Genomic DNA, 19,704 nt, shown 5'->3' on the forward strand with positions numbered 1-19,704 from the left:
AATTCAAAAAATTACATATTTTGTGCAAAAATTTATGAAGAGATGGACTCTATTATGTCAATATTTCATAGAGATTTTCAATTGTAGATACTGAGCAAAAACTATGTGTAAAGCATTGAAATATGCTGATTAATAGATTGTTGATACACTCAAAAAGATAAAAGCTGTTGTTGCGTATCGACCATTTTGCTCTTCCCTTCAATAAATGCTTTTAAGGCTTCGGGATAGAGTTTATGCTCTGCTTTAAGAACTCTTTGTGCTAAGCACTCAGCAGTGTCATGGGGATAGACTGGAACGGCTGCTTGGGCAAGGATTTTTCCTGCATCCATGTCTTCTGTAACAAGGTGAACAGTGCAACCCGTGATTTTTACACCTGCTTGTAAAGCTTTTTCATGTGTGTTTAAGCCTTTAAATGAAGGCAAAAGAGAAGGATGAATGTTTAAAATTCGTCCTTCATAAAGTTTTACAAAACGTGGTGAGATAAGGCGCATATACCCTGCAAAGCAGAGAAAATCTGGTTTATATTGATTTAAAATTGTAAAAATATTTTCTTCATGCTCTTCTTTTGTTTTGTAAATTTTACGATCAACAATATGAATAGGTAAGTTATGGTTTTGCGCTTTTTCAATACCGTTGGCACGCGGATTATCGCAAATAACCGCAACGATTTCAGCAGGATATGCCGTTTGTTGACTAGCTTGAGCAAGGGCGACCATATTGGATCCATTACCAGAAATGAAAACGACGATTTGTTTTTTCATAAATGCAGTACCCCTTTATAAAGTATTCCTTTATTTTGATCTTGGCATTTTGTTAAAATGCCAAGGGGAGTTACAGTCTCTCCTTTTCTTTCAAGAGCTTGTGTAATTGTTTCAGTTGCATGCTGTGCTACGATAATGATCATGCCAATACCACAATTAAATGTTCTTAACATTTCTGTTTCTTCTATTTTACCTTGTTTGGCAATCCATGAAAATACTGCTGGAACATTGATGCTAGAAAGATTAATTTCAGCGCAGAGAGAGGATGGAAGGACGCGTGGAATATTTTCAGGAAAACCTCCACCCGTAATATGAGCAAGAGCTTTAATCCCTTCATATTTTTGCATGATGGGAAGAAGCGATTTTACATAAATGCGTGTTGGTGTAAGAAGTGCTATACCAAGGCTGCTTTCAGGGGAAAAAGGGGCAGGGTCATTCCATTTGAGATAATTTTGCTGGATGATTCGTCGAACAAGCGAAAAGCCATTGGAATGAATTCCAGAGGCGCTTAGACCTAATATAATATCACCTTCTGTCAAATCTTTTGAAGGGAGTAGCTTGCTACGTTCGCATGCTCCAACAGCAAAACCAGCTAGATCATAATCTCCCTCTGCATACATTCCTGGCATTTCTGCAGTTTCTCCTCCAATAAGAGCAGCACCGGCTTGTTTACATCCTTCTGCAATACCGGAAACAATCGCAGCTCCTTGTTCAGGGTCAAGCTTTCCAGTTGCAAAATAATCCAGAAAAAAGAGAGGTTCAGCCCCTTGTACGAGTAAATCATTGACACACATAGCTACAAGATCAATACCTACAGTGTTATGGTGACCTACTTCAATGGCAATTTTTAATTTTGTTCCCACACCATCATTGGCTGCTACTAGGATAGGATCCGTAAAGCCTGCTGCTTTTAAATCAAAAAGTCCACCAAAACCGCCAATTTCTGCATCTGTTCCGGCTCGTTTTGTTGCGCGTATAAAGGGTTTAATTTTTTCTACCATGGCATTACCCATATCGATGTTTACACCGGCTTTTGCGTAGGTAAGACCAGCTTTGGATTTATCCCCAGCCTTGGATTTATTATTTGTAAGATCTTGATTGCTCATTGGAGCCTTCCTTTAATGGAAAATCAGGTTTTGATATTATGCAATGCCATGATAGAGTTCTCTCTGCAAGAGATATTGATAAGAAAATAAGCAACTTTTCTTGTACCTTATTTTGAAGTTGTTTATAATTTTTTGTGAAGAATTTTTTAGGATATTTTATGAGCAAGATATCAGATAATCACGGACAGTCCTCTTGGCAGCTTATGAGAAAGAAAGTGAGTGAGAATACATCTCGTGATCGTTATAAGACTTATGTGCCAGCGTATACTCAATTACCTTTGCCGAATAATATGAAAAGGCAAATCTTTTTTTGGCTTGGTACGCTGATTTTTTTCATTTTTTTTATGTTTGTTTTTGGATCAATTTTGCTTCCTTTTGTGGCAGGGATTGTGTTGGCTTATTTTCTCAATCCCATTGTTCAATTACTTGAAAAATTTGGTATTCGTCGTGTGTTTGGGACTGTCCTTATCACCCTATTTATTGTTATTACCTTTGTTGCTGCTTTAATTATTTTGATTCCTGTTATTAGTTGGCAAATACAGCAATTTATGAGTGATGGTTTACCTGTTTACATTAATCGTATTCAAACCTTTTTTGTTGAGCATGATTTTGATTGGTTAAGGCGCTATTTTGGAAGTGATCCAAATGAATTACGGAATAATATTAAAGGATTTTTGGGAGAAGGTTCGGATTTTATTACGTCTCTTTTGAATTCACTTTTAAAGTCAGGAAAATCAATCGTTAATATCGTTAGCCTATTTGTTGTGGCACCTGTGGTGGCATTTTATATGTTATTAGATTGGCCACGTATGGTAACAGCAATCGATTCGTTAATACCGCGTGATCATCTTGAAACTGTTCGTAGTATTTTTCATGAAATGGATAGAGCTATTGCAGGCTTTGTTCGTGGACAAGGAACAGTTTGTCTCATATTGGGAGGCTATTATGCTATTGGTTTAACGATTGCAGGACTCAATTTTAGTCTTTTGATTGGTATGTTTATTGGTCTTATTAGCTTTGTTCCTTATATCGGCACAATGAGTGGCTTGGTCCTTTCTGTTGGTATTGCATGGGTCCAGTTTTATCCCAATAATTGGGGGGGAATCATCGTTGTGATGGCACTTTTTTTAATTGGTCAGTTTATTGAAGGTTATATCCTTCAACCCAAGCTTGTAGGTTCATCAGTGGGATTACATCCCGTATGGTTGATGTTTTCACTTTTTGCTTTTTCTTCACTCTTTGGTTTTACTGGTATGCTTGTTGCTATTCCTGCGGCAGCGGCTGTTGGCGTTTTAGTTCGTTTTGCTCTTCATACTTATCTGAGTTCTCAGATGTATTCGAGAAGCGGAAATTCGGAGCCGCTAAAATGAATGGGCGTGAAACGCAATTATCTTTAAATTTTCCCTATGATCCGATTTTTCAATTTGAGGATTTAGTGGTAACGGAAAGCAATCGTATGGCTTTTCAGCTTATTGATCACTGGCCCAATTGGAGCTTACCTATTGCAGTTTTGGTTGGTAAAGAAGGCTCTGGAAAAACGCACTTTTCTAATATATGGCTCCAAAAAGCAGATGCTTTCAGGATTCAGCACAATGAAATTGATCAGGCTATTACTATGGCTTCTTTAGGCAGATCATTTTTAATAGAGGATATTGATGCAGGTGAAATCAATGAGACAGAACTTTTTCATTTAATTAACAGTATTAAGCAAGCAAATCTTGATGCACGACAAGCTACTTTATTGATGACGGCACGAACACTTCCTTCCGCTTGGAATTTAATGTTAAATGATCTAAAAAGTCGTCTTAATTCGGTAATGTTCGTTGAAATTAATCAGCCTGATGATGCATTGTTAACAGCTGTTGCATTTAAGCTTTTTTCAGATAGGCAACTTATTGTACATCCAGATACGGTTTATTATCTTGTAAGTCGTTGTGAACGTTCTTTATTTTCATTGAAGCGTGTTATTGATTCTGTTGATCAGTTGGCATTACAAAGAAAAAGAAAAATAACACGTTCTGTTATTGCTGAAGTTTTGAATAGAAGAAATCCGTAAATACTCCTTATCATGGCTTACTTATTCTGTCCTTCTACTATCGTTTCAATACGTGGAAAGACAAGTCATTTAAATTTTCTCCTTTTTGGATATCTATATAAAAGTAAAAAATAATATTTTTTACTTTTATCATGTGTTTATTTTAAATAGCTTTGAGATTTTATTGTATGATGTTGAATTCTTTCCATCTTCGCATTTGAAAATTTTTCTAAAAAGAGCGCTTTATTTTATTTATAATAAAATCTTTGTGCTTTGAAAAAATGTTTGTTGTTTATGGATTTGGATTGTAGAAGATTCTAGAATTTTTAATAAAAGAGTCCTTGGGAAGATAGAAAAAGAGAGGAAAAAGCTTAATACAGCTTAATTTTTTGGCTTATGTGCTCTTTGGGAAAGTTTTTCTATGATATTTAAGTCGTTTTTTTCTAAAATTGTATCTGTGGAATGCGTTTTGATACAGTGAGAGCTTGCTTAAAACAGGACAAAAATTATGAAGTCCTTATAGAGAAATTCATTCTTTTTTAATATAGATTGGATTTTCTACGGAGGTTATTTTCTACTACTTGTTAATAAATCTGTTATTGAATAGGGAAAAAGATTTAAAAATGTGCTTTTTTGTAAAGAAATGCAACAAAATTAAAAAAAAGTGTGTTTTTCTCTTGCACTTCTGTTGTGAAAATTTTAGGAAATGTGCATCAAGTAAATGTAAATGGCGGAGCGTAGCGCAGCCTGGTAGCGCACCTGATTTGGGATCAGGGGGTCGTAGGTTCGAATCCTATCGCTCCGACCATATTTGATTGAGTGTGTGAGAATGACCCAATTGGGTACGTGTGGTGAGAAACTATCATTCAAGCGTTGTGTAATCTGAAGGAAAAAGGCATGATCGCACGTATTTATAGTCCTGCTAAGACAGCTATGCAGTCAGGTAAGGGGAATACAGGTTTTTGGATTCTAGAGTATGAGCCGGTGAAAGCGAAAATGCTTGAACCTCTTATGGGGTATACGGCAACGTCTGATATGAATAATCAGGTAAGAATCCGATTTAATAGGAAGGAAGAAGCGATTGCTTTTGCGCGTAAGAATGCTATCTCTTACCGTGTAGAAAAGAAACATACGTCGATTCGACGTGCTGTTTCTTATTCTGATAATTTTCGCAGTGATCGGCAGCATTCTTGGACACATTGAATTAAAGATGCTATTTTGAATTGAGAAAATAATCAGTTGGGTCCCGTAGCTCAGCTGGATAGAGCAACGGCCTTCTAAGCCGTGGGTCACAGGTTCGAATCCTGTCGGGATCACCATGTTTAAATGATATTAATAGGCTATAAAAAGTTAGAGAGTTTTCCTTTTATTCTATTAGCTTATTTTTCTGTAAACTCCCGAACCTTTTTGATGTTTTTTGGTTGATTTTGTTGCTAAACGTTTTCTGTTGACTGTTTTAGTATAAAATGGTGCTGTTTTCTCTTTTTTCAGTAAAAATTGCTTTTGATTGCTGAAACTTTAGCATTGCATATTCTTGCCGCGTGTTGCTACTATATCACATGCTTTAGGAAACAGATTGCAAAAACTCTTTTTTACGAGCTTCTTTTCATCTTTCTGAAAATGAATATTTTATTTCTTAGATTAGATTTAAGCATTGCGGCTAATGCTGGTGAAATTGCCAAAAAACATCTATTGTGATTTTTTTTATTTTTTATGAATAATATTATTACGTTTTTCAGCATGATCTTTGGTAAGATCGATTTTGATTAGATACAAGGCATGATGGATTCGATTTAGAACTGTTTATGATGAGAATTTACAGACGGCACAAGAGGTAGGGAATATCTTCTTGTCTTGGAAGCTGTGATTCATAACGAATTACTTCTTTATAGTTTTTTCGTATAAAAAGTTGTTATATGTGCCGTCCAGATAAGATATTGTTTTTTTCAATGAGAGACACTTGCGGACAATTTGATTTAACATGATTGTCACTGTTTCTCAGGTAGGGTTATAGGTTGCATCAATGTTTAGGTTTTCTTAGTCTTATAGGTTTAAGAATGTATACTGTGTATTTATATGAATGAAGATAGATTGTATCTTAGAGTTAAATTTTTAGATTTCATATTTACATTTTCAAATGTTTTTTCTTATTTCTTTATAGTTTGTACATCATGTTAGAAGTATTTTAATATTGGATAACAATCACATTAAAATGTTATACAGATGAGATCTGAAGATCTAAACTCACACGGTTCAAGGTGATCATTATTTCAATAAGAATATAGTGTGAGGAGAATGCCATTTTACAGGCTTTGTTTTAAGAGATATCTCTTAAAGCTCACTTCATGCTGGCGCTCGTGAATGGTACAATGATAAATCCATTGAGCTCCATCATCTTTACACTTATGAAGAAATAAGCTGACACTATCATATACTTTGCCTATTTGTTAGCCTCCGATGTTGCAATAGATCTTAGCACTTGAGGCATTTATCGGCATTTTTGTGCTTTTTTATACAATTTTTACTTAATACTAATTCCTCTTATGACGTGTAAGAGAGACGGTTTTGTTTGATTCAATATAAATTAGGTTTGAAATGAGAAAACATTACGATATTCGGATTTCTCATTCAACATGGCAAACAATAAAACATGATTATAAATCAATGTATTTTTAGAATGAAAAAATTTGCTTTTATCGTGTTTTTTTACTATTTTTAATATTTTATTATAATCTGTAATTGGTAAACTCAAAATACAGCTCTAAGGTTAAGTGTTTTATATCTATCGAAGTGACTGTGGTTATATCTAACTGTTTGGACAACAAGTGTTACCAATAGACATGAAAGAATTAAGAAAAACAGGGGATAGATCAGGAAATAAACAATATTTTTTAGAACAGAAGCCTATGCTTGTCGAAAGAATTTTAAAATCCAACTTCTAATCTGTTGCAAAATGATGTTGTTATTACGTTTGTGATACTTTTAGATGGCTTCCCCCAAGAGGCGCTATCAGAACGTAAAAAATATTAGAACACTCCCTAAGGCATGCCCTTTGTAGAGGCATGTTGCAAAATCTTATTTCCGAACCTTTATTTACGCATCCCGCACCTTGGAAGAATACGATAATTCAATAATTTATTTATACTATAAAGTTGAATGGTGGGCGTGACAGGGATTGAACCTGTGACCCCTACGATGTCAACGTAGTGCTCTCCCGCTGAGCTACACGCCCATTCATTGATGTTGCATACACCATATAGAATGCCAAACGTCAATGCCTAATTTCATTTTCTCTTTCAACAGATGCAAATAACTTTAAAAATACTTTTTAAGCAGCGATAAGGATCTTTTCAACTTCATTGACGAGTTCACGTAAGTGAAATGGCTTAGAGAGAACCTTTGCATCAGGAGGGGCATCACTATTTGAATTGAGTGCTACTGCTGCAAAACCTGTAATGAACATTACTCGTAAATCAGGGTCAATCTCAGTAGCACGTCGTGCAAGTTCGATTCCGTCCATCTCTGGCATCACAATATCAGTCAGGAGAAGGGAAAATGGCTCTTCTTGTAAACGTTCATATGCGCTAATACCATTATCGAAATCGGCGACTTCGTAGCCTGCACGTTCTAAGGCTTTTACGAGAAAGCGACGCATATCGTTATCATCTTCTGCGAGCAGGATTCGTTTCATGATTATGTTCCAATGGCTCCATTTGTCAGAGTTTTGCCGCATCAATTATACAATATAGAGTATTTAGAAAAAAGATGGTAAAATGCTCATAATTGAAATGAATGGCAAAATGGTTAATTCTTACATTCTTATTCAGAATACAGCATATTCGTTGTGAGTTGGTTAAATTCGAAATATATGTGATTTTGAAAAAAGAAGGGGGGCTCTAAAACTTCTAAGATGATTCATTGTTATCTTTTCTTTTAAATTTGCTGATTATTATCAGAATTCCATTAAAAAACTTATGAAAACCATTATTGTAGGGACTTTCTATATCGATAAATTAAAAGAATATTATGTTAATTTATTGTTTTTAAAAAGTTCTCCTAAGAAATAGAAATTTTATAGTTATTTGTTTTTATAGAGATTTGTAATAAATATTATAAATGCGCTTTATTTCCAGTTTTTTTCCTTAAATAGATGAAAAATATTATTTTTCTAGATATAATATTAAATGAGTATTTTATAACAAATCAAAAATAGTATTTTGATGCTTTATTTATAAATATGTATCATGTTATATTAAGATAGATTTATTATTTTTATTTATATAAGTAGTTTTTTATTAAGTTATTTTTTATGATAAAAATAATATTGTTTAATGTAATGATATACTTTGTATATTAGTTTTTTTATTAGAATGCGTGGTGAATATTTAGGTCATGGCTTGTCTGTAGAGGCTAGAAAACGAATCATATGAGTGGTTGGAAAGTAAAATCCATTATATTAAAAAGTGTTTGTAGATCCAATGCTCGTAGAAAATTTCTTTTTTGATAGGGCGGAGCGGAAATTAAGGTTTAGTGTTATTTTACAGATACATTATCGGGAATAAATGCATCAAATGCAGCCCAAAATTGCTTTTTATAATCTTCGTTAACCATAATTGTATCCAGTTCAGCGCCTGTAATAGTAATACTTTCTGTCAGACGTGTGTGTTGGCATAATTGCTGCACTTCAATGTTGTTTGCAATATTATTTTGATTGGCAAGAATAAAGAGTGTTGGGATTCGTAAATCTCCATGAAGTACATTTCTCTTCACAGAATCAATCGCATTAAATACTGATGCTATCCATTGGGATGTTGGGGGCTTAATGGAAGAGAGCGGCACTTTATGTATGTGTCCCAATTGTATATTTTTTTGTTTTGTTTTGTTTAATTTTTTACCATCTTTCGCTGGTATAAAGCCAAGACCTATATCAGAAAGAAATTGTGTTAATTTATGTTGAAAACCATTTGTTTTATTGCCGAATGGAGCAAAAAGGGGAGAAACACAGAGCAATCTATTAAACTGATGATTAATGAGATCTAATCCGCTAAGTGCTATCAATCCACCTATGCCGTAGGCAAGCATAGAGTAAGGTGGCGGACAATTAGGATAAACAATATTTTTAAGAAATTTATATAAGTCATTAATATCGTTATTTATATCAAAATAATGATGTCTGTTTTGTTTTCTTATCTTGAGGGATGTTTTTTCTTGATCAAACCAGTCAAATATTGCTGTATGAAAACCGCGTTTAGAAATTTCATTTATTAATAAAAAATATTTTTCTAAAGCATTTGCGTAGCTTTTGAGAATAACAATTGTTCCCTTAGATTTTTCCACCTCAGGATATGTTATAGCAAAACGAATTTCATGATCTATTGCTATTTTAAGAGTACCATGATGGACATTAAGAGGAGTGGCCCCCCAGTCTATGGGATAAAGAGGTGTTTCCAATTGAAATCCTTTACAGTGTATTTGCTGCTTAGTGCTTTGACATTTATGTAATGAAGAAAAAGGATTTAAAAAGGGGTATATTGCTTTTTAGATAGTTTTTATCAATTTAGGTCCCAAAGAGTTGAAATAAAGAAAAACGATTACTAGATAATATAGTGCGGTTGCCATGATGGGGCCGCAGGTTCACAAGTAAGTTTGCCATGTGGGAACTTTGTGAATTAGTTATAAATTATAGTCGCTCTAGAGGAGGGCAATATTATGCGTCAAGTAGATTTTTCACCATTTTATCGTTCCACAGTAGGTTTTGATCATCTTTTTAACTGGTTTGATTCTAGAACACAACCAGACGAAGTTTCTTCTTATCCCCCTTATAATATCGAGCGTTTAACTGAAGATTCTTATAGAATTTCTATGGCTGTTGCTGGTTTTTCTCAAGATGAAATTGATATTGAAACGCATTGTAACCAGCTGATCGTTAAGGGAGACAGAAAGTCTAAAAATGATGATGAAGAGCGAGAATTCCTTTATCGAGGTATTGCTTCGCGTGCTTTTGAACGGCGTTTTCATTTAGCTGATCATGTTAAGGTTATTGGGGCAGAACTCGGAGATGGACTTCTTCATATTCAGCTTAAAAGGGAAATGCCAGCTGAATTAAAACCTAAAAAGATAACCGTACAGATGTCACCATCCATTACAAAAAATGATAACAGCGACATTATCGTGTAAAGAAAATTTAGAAAATATGAGATCGAATAATTATAAATTTTTCTGAAGAATAAAAAACGCGAGACCTTTTGTCTCGCGTTTTTTATGTGTTTTCCTAAGAAGAAGCGCATTTAAATAAAACAGCTTATCTCGAATTTATGATAAAATATCATTGCACATTATTCTATGTTGAAGAAAAATTTCATGTGTGTGCAATTGAAATGCATAATAATTCACTTTTTAAGTAAGCTTATTTTATAGCATTTTAAAAATGGTCGGAGCGGCGGGATTTGAACCCACGACCCCTTGACCCCCAGTCAAGTGCGCTACCAAGCTGCGCTACGCTCCGAGTTTGTGTAAAACGATTAAATGACTGTTTCTTTAAAGGCAAGAGAAAAAATAAACAGAATAATCTAAAATGCTCTTGCACTTAGAGCTTTTGAAAGTAAAAATTTTGGACATCAATATTTTGTTGTTAATTCAAGATAAATAACGAATTTGTAAAATTCTTTGTGATCATTAAATTTTTAGCACTATAGTTAATAGATGTATGCATTTAATTACTTTTGAGATTGTGAGGGGGTAAGATTGGTGACTTTAGGGGTATGAATTGGAGCAAATGAGTGCGGAAGGTATATTTTTTTTCTTACCTAATCGTTACGTTTCTAAAAAGATAAAGATTTTCAAAAAAAGAGGAGTGAATGTATGGTTTTGAAAAGTTTTCATTTTTTTAGAGTTTTTATAGATGAGGTATTTTGCATTTTATGTGGACAAAAAATTGTAAGTTCTGGATTATATAATCATAAATCTCATTTTACGGGTATGTATTTTTATCCAAATAAACAAGGTCAGAATGCTTTAATTTATGTTTTGTTTTTTTTCTGAAATATCAGATAAAATATTATAGAGGAAAAACTTTCAAAGTGTCTATTGAACTAAGAAAAGAGTAAAGGATGAGCCGTTTTTCGGTAATAAAGTTGACGCAAGCAGCAGTGGATCGTGTTAAAGCGATTATGGATGCAAAAGATGCACAGGGTATTCTTGTTGGTATCAAAAAAGGTGGTTGTGCAGGGATGGAGTATACAATTACTCTTGTCAAAGAAAAGGGGATAGATGCGGATGTTGTTGAAGTGAATGGTGCCCGTGTTTTTGTAGCACATGATGCGGTATTATTTTTATTAGGGACGCAGATGGATTATGAAGTGACAACGCTGCGGTCTGGTTTTATCTTTAAAAATCCTAATCAAGTTTCAGCATGCGGGTGTGGAGAATCGGTGGAACTTCGTCCTGCTACGCAGGATCAATATAAAACAAATTGAGCTGAGCTAAATTATAATTTAGTAATTTTAGAGGGTATTGTTCTTTTAGGTAGAAGAAATCTACTATTTTTTATTGTTCATTTTTAGCTTGCTTCCAAAGTGCTTCCATTTCATTCAAGGATGCGTCAGTGAGTGTTTTAGATTGAGTGGATAGCTTTTCTTCAATATAGGCGAAACGATTTCGAAATTTTATATTCGTTTTTTTTAATGCTTTTTGTGAATCAATCGCTAAGTGGCGCGCGAGGTTAAGGAGTATAAAGTAGAGATCTCCAAACTCTGCTTCTATCTCTGAGTTTTGTTTATTTTTGATGGCTTCTTTGAGCTCTTCGAGTTCTTCTTCTATTTTTTCAAAAACTTTATCACTTTTTTGCCAATCAAAACCTACTTTAGCTGCTGCTTCTTGTAAAGCAAGTGCCTCTTGGTTTGCTGGCTGGATTTGTTTTACTTTTGCGAGTATGCTTGTGGAGGAATTGTTGTTTTTTTCTTCGCACATTCTTTTTTGTTCAACCTGTTCTCTTTTTTTTATATATTCCCACTCCTCTTTTATAAATCCTCGTTTTTTTTGCTCGGCATTTCCAAAAACATGAGGATGGCGTCGAATCATTTTTTCCGTGATTGCATAAACAACATCTTCAAAAGTAAAGCTGCCTTCTTCTTGTGCTATGGTAGCATGATAGACAACTTGTAAAAGAAGATCCCCAAGTTCTTCACAGAGATCCTTTCGATTCTTTCGTTCAATGGCATCGATGACTTCGTAAACTTCTTCGAGCATATAGGGTATGAGGGATTCAAAAGTTTGTTTTTTATGCCAGATACAACCATTATCAGAGTTTCGTAATGCAGTGATAATTGCTGTGAGATCTTTGATATCTTTTGAGGCTAACATTTTGCACTTCCTTTGTAAGCAATAGAGCTTATGTTAGATGTCCCAACGCCTATGTAACCACATCCATTGTCCAGGATATTCACGGACCCAAGATTCAACAATATCATTTAATTTTTGCGTAGAAGCAGCTATATCGATATCATTTTTTTCATCACGTGGAAGTTCTACATGTTCATATAACTCTAAACGATGACGTCCACTAGGCAAACGAATACAACGTGCTGGATAAATATCACAGTCATATTGTCGAGCAAGTTTTATAATTAAGGGGTTTGTTTTAAGAGGTCTGTTAAAAAATGTTCCCATGATACCGCGGCGAAATTTTTGATCAACGAGCATACCAACATTTTCACCTTCTTCTAATTTGGCTGCTAATGCCCATGCTGCTCCGGCCTTGGAGGGAACAAGGTGTCCCATAGAAGTTTGTCGTGCTTTAAGGATTCGTTTGGCAACATAGGGATTATTGGGTGGTCTAAATAATACCGTAACATTAAGATCAAAACTTTGTGCACAAATAGGCAGAAGTTCAAAATTTCCAGTATGTGCGGTGAAAAAAATATGTGGTTTTTTTTCATTTTTTAATCGCTCAAATATTTCAATACCTTTAACCTCAATGAAACCTGGCTCGTCTGCATGAGGATCAAAATCAAAAATTTTATCAAGAAAAATATATTCGGCTAGGAAACGTCCTATATTTTCCCACATTTCTATTGCAATCGCACGGAGTTCTTGCTCTGTTTTTTCTGGATATGCACTCCTAAGGTTTGCAAGTGTGATTTGATGACGATGTACAAGGGGACCAATTTTTTTTGCTAACCAAGCAAAAAAAGAAATTCCCATTTTGGCTGGAAAACATTTTAGAATAAATAAAGAACCAAAGAGCAGATATGCCCATAACAAGTAGGATATTTTTTTAGCTATAATTTTAATACGATATATGAGATTTTTAAGAGAAAGCTTCATCATGATTTAATCGATTTTAAGGATAATTTTACCAAAAACATCACGGCTCTCCATTCGTTTTAAAGCTGTATCAATTTCATCCAGCCCAACAATTGTATCAATGACAGGGTGTACGGCTTTTTGTGCCATTTTTTGCATGGCATTTTTCATATTTTCCATACGGCAGCCAAATGAACCGAATATCTTAAGCTGTTGCTGGAATAATTGCATGAGATTTATTGGTGCTGAAACACCAGAGGTAGAACCGCAAGTCACTAAACGTGCTCCTTTTTTCATACATAACAGAGAACCGTTCCATGTATCTACACCAACATGCTCAAAAACAACGTCAACACCTTTTTTTTGGGTTAATTTACGCACTACACCTTCAAAACGATCTTTACGATAATTAATCACATGATCTGCCCCAAGAGAGTGTGCTTTTGCAATTTTTTCATCTGAACCTACAGTTGTGATAACTGTACAGCCCATGTGTTTTGCAAGTTGAATGGCTGCAGAACCAATACCTGAACCACCAGCCTGTATCAGGATTGTTTCTCCTGCTTGTAGTTTTGCGTTATCGAAAAGCATATGTTCTACGGTACCAAAAGTAATTGGAGCAACTGCTGCCTGCAATTCATCACATTGGGGTGGTGATGGAACTAATAAACGTGCTGGCAAATTGACAAGCTCACACGCAAATCCATCAAGGTGAAAACCGTAGACTCCCTTTACCTGACTGCAAAGATTATCCCGTCCTTCATGACAAGCTTGGCATACTCCGCAGGTTTGTGCACCATAAATTGAGACAATCTGTCCAAGTTGGAGATGTTCAACGCCATCTCCTATTTGTATAACCTCACCAGAGGCTTCTGCACCAATGATGAGTGGCATTTTTCTTTTCGCAAAAGCCATGCCACGCCATCCCCATACATCAATATGATTAAGAGCAACGGCTTTTATCCGCACAGTTACTTCACCTATACTAGGTGAAGATGGCGGGGAAATATTGGTGATTTCAAGCCGACGATCATCGAAGAGTTGCAGTGCACGCATTATCATCCCCCTTAAATATATTATTAGGTTAGCGTTATAAAATTTTATTATTAAAGGATTATCCTTTATATGCAGTGATAACAAGACTCATATTTTGACCACCAAATCCAAATGAGTTTGACAAAACCGCATTGACACAGGCCTTACGGCTATGATGAGGAACAACATCTAAAGGGATCGCAGGGTCAGGATTATCATAATTTATTGTCGGTGGAAGTATCCCCGATTGAATGGTTAAAAGCGAAAAAACCGCTTCTATTGCACCAGCAGCAGTTAATGTATGCCCAATCATTGATTTATTAGAAGAGACTGGAATATGCTTTAAAAGATCACCGAATACTGTTGATAATGCAAGATATTCCATTTTCTCATTTTCAGGTGTTGAAGTTCCGTGGGCATTAATATAGTCAATTTCATTGATGGTTATTTTTGCATCGTCTAAAGCTTTGCGAACGGATTCAATTGCTGGTGATGCATCGGGTTTTGAACGTGTACGGTGAAAGTCATCGGCGGTTTCTCCACAGCCAGCTAAAATTCCTAAAACTGTAGCATTACGGTTTAATGCGCTTTGAAGAGATTCAAGAACAAGAGCGCCTGAGCCTTCTGCCATAACAAAACCATCTCGATCACGGCTAAAGGGTTTTGCTGCTTTTTCTGGAGGCTCATTCTGAGTTGAAAGAGCAGATAGTAACGAAAAACGGATGAGAGATTCTGCTGAAACTGATCCATCTGTCGCAATTATGAGAGCTCGATTTGTTTCTCCCCGTCTAATAGACTCAACACCTAATTGAATTGCTGTTGCACCAGATGCACAGGCAGTGGAAAGTGTAACAGGAAGTCCTTTTGTGCCAAATGTTTTTTGAAGTTTTTCTGCAATTGCACCAAATTGTGTGGCTTCAAAAAGCGTCTCATGGAGTTTATCCTTACAGACTTTAAGAAGATGTGCATAAGAAGGCTCATTATTGAATTCTTCCTCTTGATCAAGACTAAAACGTGCTTTCCATTCAAGTTCAACAGGAGGAGCAGCTAGAAAGAGTGGTCCATTAAATTTTTTTTTATCAATAGCAGCTTGTTCTAAAGCTTCTTCAGCAGAAAGATGTGCAAGCTTCTCAGAGAGAGCTGAAGCACCAAGTGTACTTTCTTTAAGAAAATCAATTGTTCCAGCAATATATGTATTTAATCCCTCAACGGGAAAACGTGTTATTTTGTGGATACCACTTACACCACTTGTTAATTTTTGCCAATTTTCATGTTTCCCTTGTCCCAGTGATGTGACAATGCCTGCACCAGTTATTGCTACAAGTGGACGCCCAAAATGATCATGATATTTCACTATAGAAATTCCCCTTCAAACAGCTGTAAGACGCACAATACCTTCAGCTCTTTTTATACCAATAGTTGTAACAAATATTTCACGTACTTCTTTAGAAAAAGGTTTTTCATGAGGACTTAACGCTGGAAAACAATGTTTTTTTTCAATTGAAAGTGCTGAAAGAGCTAGAGCTAGAGGAAATTGTGCTTCCCTCATATAACCAAATAATGTTGTAATGCCACGATAAGATAGATCAGCATTATCAAGAGCATTTTGTTCTGCTTTTGTTGCTTCGTGAGCTCCTGAGGCTGCTGAAATGGCTAAGGCAGATTTAGCGCCAGCAGTTTTCAACATTGTTGCAATTGACTCTCTAAGTGGAATTTTGGTTCTATCTGTTTGGTCTGTAATAATTTGGTTAATTTCAGCATAAGCACGTGCATTGCGTTTTTTGGCATGTTCTCCACTTTCAATAACTAGGAAGATACCACCAGAACCGGCTATGATACCGCCGCCGGGGTGGATTTCACGATCCCACACTGGGCTCCATCCATTATGGGTTAAAAGACCACCAAGCTCATGCGCCAACAACATATCATAACTTTGTGCATTATAGGAACTTCCTACAAGAGCATGGGTGCTTTGACCTGATTTAATACGAGCTACAGCAATTTGAAGTGCAGAAAGACCACTGCCTTCTTCTCCCATAAATGTACGAGATGATCCAGTGACTTTATGAACAATTGAAATGTTTCCTGCCAAAAGGTTTGAAAGTTGTGCCAAAAATAATGTTGGGCGAAGTTCAGTTGAAAGAGCAACATTTAACATAGAGGTATGATCGGCAACTGCGCGCGCTTTAGAAAGAATCTGTGTATCAACAGTAATATCACGTTCTCCCCCACTTGCAGCTACGATCATATCCATTGTTGAAGTGAGTTGTTCATTATTTTTCATGCCGGCATCATCAAGAGCAAGACCAGCCGCATAGGTACCAAGACGCTGCCATGTTCCCATTTGCCGTTGATCACTTTTTTTAGGAATTTGTAAACTCCAATCAATTTCGGGCAATTTATGAACCGTGTAGGGTGAAAAAGTTGTATAATCTAGGTTTGGTGTACGGATTGGATCATTTAAGAGATTCCAATGTTGATCAGTTCCTTCACCCAGAGAGCTTATGAGACCTATACCAGTGATGAATACAGATTGATCATGCATGGCGAAAAAACTACTCCGCCTGTTTTAAGGCAACGAGATCATCAATTTTTGCACAAAGGTTTTTAAGAACAAAGTATTCTTCTGTTGCAACGGTACCTTCGTTGACTTCTTGTGTCCATTGTTCTAGAGGGACTTTTATTCCGAAAGCTTTATCAATAGCGAAAACAATATCAAGAAAATCAAGACTGTCGATTCCTAGATCGTCAATTGTATGACTTTCAGGTGTAATTGTATTGCGATCAATTTCACTGATTTCTGCAATGATATCAGCAACTTTATCAAACGTGGAAGGCAATGTACGGATTCCTTATTATAGAGTTAGTAAATTCAAAATACATTTAATATTGTTCTTCTAGCCTTTTTTCTCTTTTAAAAAAAGACTTAATCCAAAATATAGCTGTCTTTATCTATAGAGAAAAGAGGTTTACAGTACATGAAATACTATATCTCAATATTTAAAAAACTTTGAAATTTTATTACGCATTTATTTTACGAGACTATTTTTTCTATTGGCAGCAAGGACAGCAAGGGCTGTTATATTAACAACTCCCCGGGAAGTTACTGAAGGTGTTAAGATATGGGCGGGACGTGCTGCCCCGATTAGAATAGGACCAACATGGAGTGCATTTGTGAGGCTTTTAACAGTGTTGAGCGTGATATTGGCTGAATCAAGTGTTGGAAAGACAAGCAAATTAGCTTCACTTTTAAGACGAGAATTAGGAAAAACACGATCACGAAAAACTTTGGAAAGGGCAGCATCAGCATGCATTTCACCATCTGCTTCTAAATCAGGGTGTAATTTGGCAAGAATTTCTGTTGCACGTCGCATTTTACGCGCACTTTCTGTGTTTTTAGAACCAAAGTTTGAGTGTGATAATAAGGCTGCTTTTGGTGTTATTCCAAATGCTTCAACTTCTTGAGCTGCCAACACAGTCATTTCAGCGATTTCTTCTGCAGAAGGATTTTCATTGACGTAAGTATCTGTAAGGAAAAGAGTACGTTGTTGAGAGATAAGCAAACTCATAGCAGAAAAACGGTGAACATTAGGATCAAGACCGATAATTTGTTCAATCAATTCAAGTTGGCGTTCAAAGCGTCCTTCTAAGCCGCAAATCATTGCATCTGCTTCTTCACGCATAACGGCAAGGGCAGCAATAGCCGTTGTTGATGTTCTCACTACTGTTTTTGCCATTTCAGGCGTAACACCACGCCTTCCTGTATAATGAAAAAATAAATTAACATAATCACGAAAACGTGGATCATCTTCAGGGTTTGTTAATTCAAAATCTATACCGGGACGAATTCTTAAACCAAAGCGTTTTAATCTTGCTTCTACGACATGTGGACGGCCGATAAGGAGGGGCGTTGCTGTTTGTTCTTCAATGACAACTTGTGCTGCACGAAGGACGCGTTCATCTTCACCATTGGCATAGATGACGCGTTTACGTTTTGCTGTTTTTGCTGCAGCAAAAACAGGTTTCATTGTTAAACCAGAAAGAAAGACAAACCGATTGAGGATATCATAGTAGGCTTCCATATCTTCAATGGGACGAATGGCGACACCTGTTGCCATTGCTGCTTTAGCAACAGCGGGAGCAATACGCAGTATTAAACGCGGATCAAAAGGAGAGGGGATCAGATAGTCTGGTCCAAAATTGGGTGGTTCTTTTGAGTATGCACGTGCTACAACATCTGAAGTTTCTTCACGTGCAAGGGCAGCAATCGCATGAACAGCGGCCATTTTCATTTCTTCATTAATTGCACTAGCACCTACGTCTAATGCACCACGGAAGATATAGGGAAAACAAAGGACATTATTAACTTGATTGGGATAATCAGAGCGTCCTGTGCAGATCATTGCATCTGGTCGTATAGAGCGTGCTTCTTCAGGCATAATTTCTGGTACTGGATTAGCTAGCGCTAAAATGAGTGGATTTTGAGCCATTCTTTTAAGATATTCAGGCTTTAAAACACCACCCGCAGATAGGCCTAGAAAAATATCCGCATCATCAATAATATCAGATAAAGTTCGTGCGTCCGTTTTTTGTGCGTAATTGATTTTCCAACGATCCATAAGGGTCTTGCGACCTTCATAAACAACTCCCTCTAAGTCACTAAGCCAAATATTTTCAACTTTTGCCCCAAGACGAACCAAAAGATTAAGGCAAGCGAGGGCAGCAGCACCTGCACCTGAGGTAACTATTTTTGCATTTTCAATTTTTTTTCCTGAAAGATTTAAGGCATTTAATACAGCAGCAGAAACAATAATGGCAGTTCCATGTTGGTCATCATGAAAAACTGGAATTTTCATTTTAGCACGAAGCTTTTCTTCGATGTCAAAACATTCAGGAGCCTTAATGTCTTCAAGATTAATACCACCAAATGTAGGTTCTAAGGTCGATATTGTTTGTACCATTTGTTCTATATCGGATGCATCAATTTCAATATCAAAAACATCAATATTCGCAAATTTTTTAAATAAAACGGCCTTGCCTTCCATAACTGGCTTGGAAGCGAGTGGACCAATGTTTCCTAAACCAAGAACAGCAGTTCCATTGGATATAACAGCGACTAAATTAGCACGGGAGGTATATTGAGCAGCAAGATTGGGATCTTCATGAATCGCAAGACATGGTGCTGCAACGCCTGGAGAATAAGCAAGAGCTAAATCACGTTGATTATCAAGAGGTTTTGTTGCTTGTATTTCCAATTTTCCAGGTTTTGGGTGTTGGTGATAAAAAAGTGCGGCACTGTCAAGTTCAGCTTTTGGTGAACTGAAATCACTATTTCGTTCTCTAGACATTTTTATGATATCCAAGTTAGCGTATGTGTATATGAGATGTTCCATCTACGATAAGGTTTTGTCCACTAATAGATCCTCATTTCTCTGAATATCAAAATGCATGAGTATGAGAAAAC

16 protein-coding genes and 4 tRNA genes are annotated in these 19,704 nt (G+C 36.1%); 7 read left to right on the forward strand and 13 right to left on the reverse strand.

From position 1 onward, the window contains the following. Positions 1-149: 149 nt before the first annotated feature. Both purN and purM read right to left on the reverse strand, forming a co-directional pair. Entirely contained in the window at positions 150-761 is a 612-nt protein-coding gene (purN, locus tag ACFIK3_RS05525) for a phosphoribosylglycinamide formyltransferase (protein ID WP_375613082.1), read from the reverse strand. Next, positions 758-1,867, reverse strand: a complete 1,110-nt coding sequence (gene purM / locus ACFIK3_RS05530; RefSeq protein WP_375676361.1) for a phosphoribosylformylglycinamidine cyclo-ligase — start codon at positions 1,865-1,867, stop codon at positions 758-760. The genes purN and purM overlap by 4 nt, the downstream gene beginning before the upstream one ends. Positions 1,868-2,025: 158 nt before the next feature. Between purM and ACFIK3_RS05535 the strand changes: the two genes are divergently transcribed. From ACFIK3_RS05535 to ACFIK3_RS05555, 5 genes are all read left to right on the forward strand, one after another. Next, complete coding sequence (locus ACFIK3_RS05535) at positions 2,026-3,237, forward strand: AI-2E family transporter (RefSeq protein WP_273791170.1); 1,212 nt, start codon at positions 2,026-2,028, stop codon at positions 3,235-3,237. Continuing rightward, a complete protein-coding gene (hdaA, locus tag ACFIK3_RS05540) occupies positions 3,234-3,923 on the forward strand; it encodes a DnaA regulatory inactivator HdaA (protein WP_273791169.1) in 690 nt (229 codons plus the stop codon). The genes ACFIK3_RS05535 and hdaA overlap by 4 nt, the downstream gene beginning before the upstream one ends. A 710-nt stretch (positions 3,924-4,633) precedes the next feature. Then, positions 4,634-4,710 (forward strand) — tRNA-Pro (locus ACFIK3_RS05545). Positions 4,711-4,799: 89 nt separating this feature from the next. After that, on the forward strand, positions 4,800-5,105 hold the full coding sequence (locus ACFIK3_RS05550) for an ETC complex I subunit (protein WP_375676362.1): 306 nt from the start codon (positions 4,800-4,802) through the stop codon (positions 5,103-5,105). Positions 5,106-5,144: 39 nt separating this feature from the next. Next, positions 5,145-5,221: transfer RNA gene (locus ACFIK3_RS05555), tRNA-Arg, on the forward strand. A gap of 1,838 nt (positions 5,222-7,059) precedes the next feature. On the opposite strand, the gene ACFIK3_RS05560 is transcribed toward ACFIK3_RS05555, so the two are convergent. The 3 genes from ACFIK3_RS05560 to ACFIK3_RS05570 all read right to left on the reverse strand — a co-directional run bounded on the left by ACFIK3_RS05560 (position 7,060) and on the right by ACFIK3_RS05570 (position 9,353). Continuing rightward, positions 7,060-7,134, reverse strand: a tRNA-Val gene (locus tag ACFIK3_RS05560). Between the two features lie 96 nt (positions 7,135-7,230). After that, positions 7,231-7,593 (reverse strand): cell cycle two-component system response regulator CpdR, encoded by a 363-nt coding sequence (cpdR, locus tag ACFIK3_RS05565; RefSeq protein ID WP_005773448.1) that lies wholly within the window; start codon positions 7,591-7,593, stop codon positions 7,231-7,233. 842 nt (positions 7,594-8,435) lie between these two features. Next, on the reverse strand, positions 8,436-9,353 hold the full coding sequence (locus ACFIK3_RS05570) for an alpha/beta hydrolase (protein WP_375629406.1): 918 nt from the start codon (positions 9,351-9,353) through the stop codon (positions 8,436-8,438). A gap of 258 nt (positions 9,354-9,611) precedes the next feature. On the opposite strand from ACFIK3_RS05570, the gene ACFIK3_RS05575 reads away from it, so the two are divergent. Continuing rightward, the gene (locus tag ACFIK3_RS05575; protein WP_273791398.1) at positions 9,612-10,079 is read left to right on the forward strand and encodes an Hsp20 family protein; all 468 of its coding nucleotides are present in this window, start codon (positions 9,612-9,614) and stop codon (positions 10,077-10,079) included. 251 nt (positions 10,080-10,330) lie between these two features. On the opposite strand, the gene ACFIK3_RS05580 is transcribed toward ACFIK3_RS05575, so the two are convergent. Then, positions 10,331-10,407: transfer RNA gene (locus ACFIK3_RS05580), tRNA-Pro, on the reverse strand. Positions 10,408-11,011: 604 nt separating this feature from the next. Here ACFIK3_RS05580 and ACFIK3_RS05585 point away from each other — a divergent pair. Further along, entirely contained in the window at positions 11,012-11,377 is a 366-nt protein-coding gene (locus tag ACFIK3_RS05585; protein ID WP_375676363.1) for an iron-sulfur cluster assembly accessory protein, read from the forward strand. 70 nt (positions 11,378-11,447) lie between these two features. Here ACFIK3_RS05585 and mazG read toward each other — a convergent pair whose 3' ends face one another. The 7 genes from mazG to ACFIK3_RS05620 all read right to left on the reverse strand — a co-directional run bounded on the left by mazG (position 11,448) and on the right by ACFIK3_RS05620 (position 19,588). Next, positions 11,448-12,263, reverse strand: a complete 816-nt coding sequence (mazG, locus tag ACFIK3_RS05590; protein WP_375637474.1) for a nucleoside triphosphate pyrophosphohydrolase — start codon at positions 12,261-12,263, stop codon at positions 11,448-11,450. A gap of 33 nt (positions 12,264-12,296) precedes the next feature. Further along, positions 12,297-13,226 carry a lipid A biosynthesis lauroyl acyltransferase gene (locus ACFIK3_RS05595; protein ID WP_273791402.1) on the reverse strand — a complete coding sequence of 310 codons (930 nt, stop codon included), beginning with the start codon at positions 13,224-13,226 and terminating at the stop codon, positions 12,297-12,299. Between the two features lie 6 nt (positions 13,227-13,232). Continuing rightward, on the reverse strand, positions 13,233-14,261 hold the full coding sequence (locus ACFIK3_RS05600) for a zinc-binding dehydrogenase (protein ID WP_375637475.1): 1,029 nt from the start codon (positions 14,259-14,261) through the stop codon (positions 13,233-13,235). Positions 14,262-14,319: 58 nt separating this feature from the next. After that, positions 14,320-15,594 (reverse strand): beta-ketoacyl-ACP synthase, encoded by a 1,275-nt coding sequence (locus tag ACFIK3_RS05605; protein ID WP_375631263.1) that lies wholly within the window; start codon positions 15,592-15,594, stop codon positions 14,320-14,322. Between the two features lie 15 nt (positions 15,595-15,609). Next, positions 15,610-16,785: a beta-ketoacyl-ACP synthase gene (locus ACFIK3_RS05610; RefSeq protein WP_375676364.1), complete on the reverse strand. Its 1,176-nt coding sequence runs from the start codon at positions 16,783-16,785 to the stop codon at positions 15,610-15,612. A gap of 10 nt (positions 16,786-16,795) precedes the next feature. Next, positions 16,796-17,080 (reverse strand): acyl carrier protein, encoded by a 285-nt coding sequence (locus ACFIK3_RS05615; protein WP_005773457.1) that lies wholly within the window; start codon positions 17,078-17,080, stop codon positions 16,796-16,798. Between the two features lie 189 nt (positions 17,081-17,269). Beyond that, a complete protein-coding gene (locus ACFIK3_RS05620) occupies positions 17,270-19,588 on the reverse strand; it encodes an NADP-dependent malic enzyme (RefSeq protein ID WP_375657891.1) in 2,319 nt (772 codons plus the stop codon). Between the last annotated feature and the right edge of the window lie 116 nt (positions 19,589-19,704).

It is taken from the genome of Bartonella sp. CB10SXKL, assembly GCF_042195515.1.
GTDB lineage: Bacteria > Pseudomonadota > Alphaproteobacteria > Rhizobiales > Rhizobiaceae > Bartonella.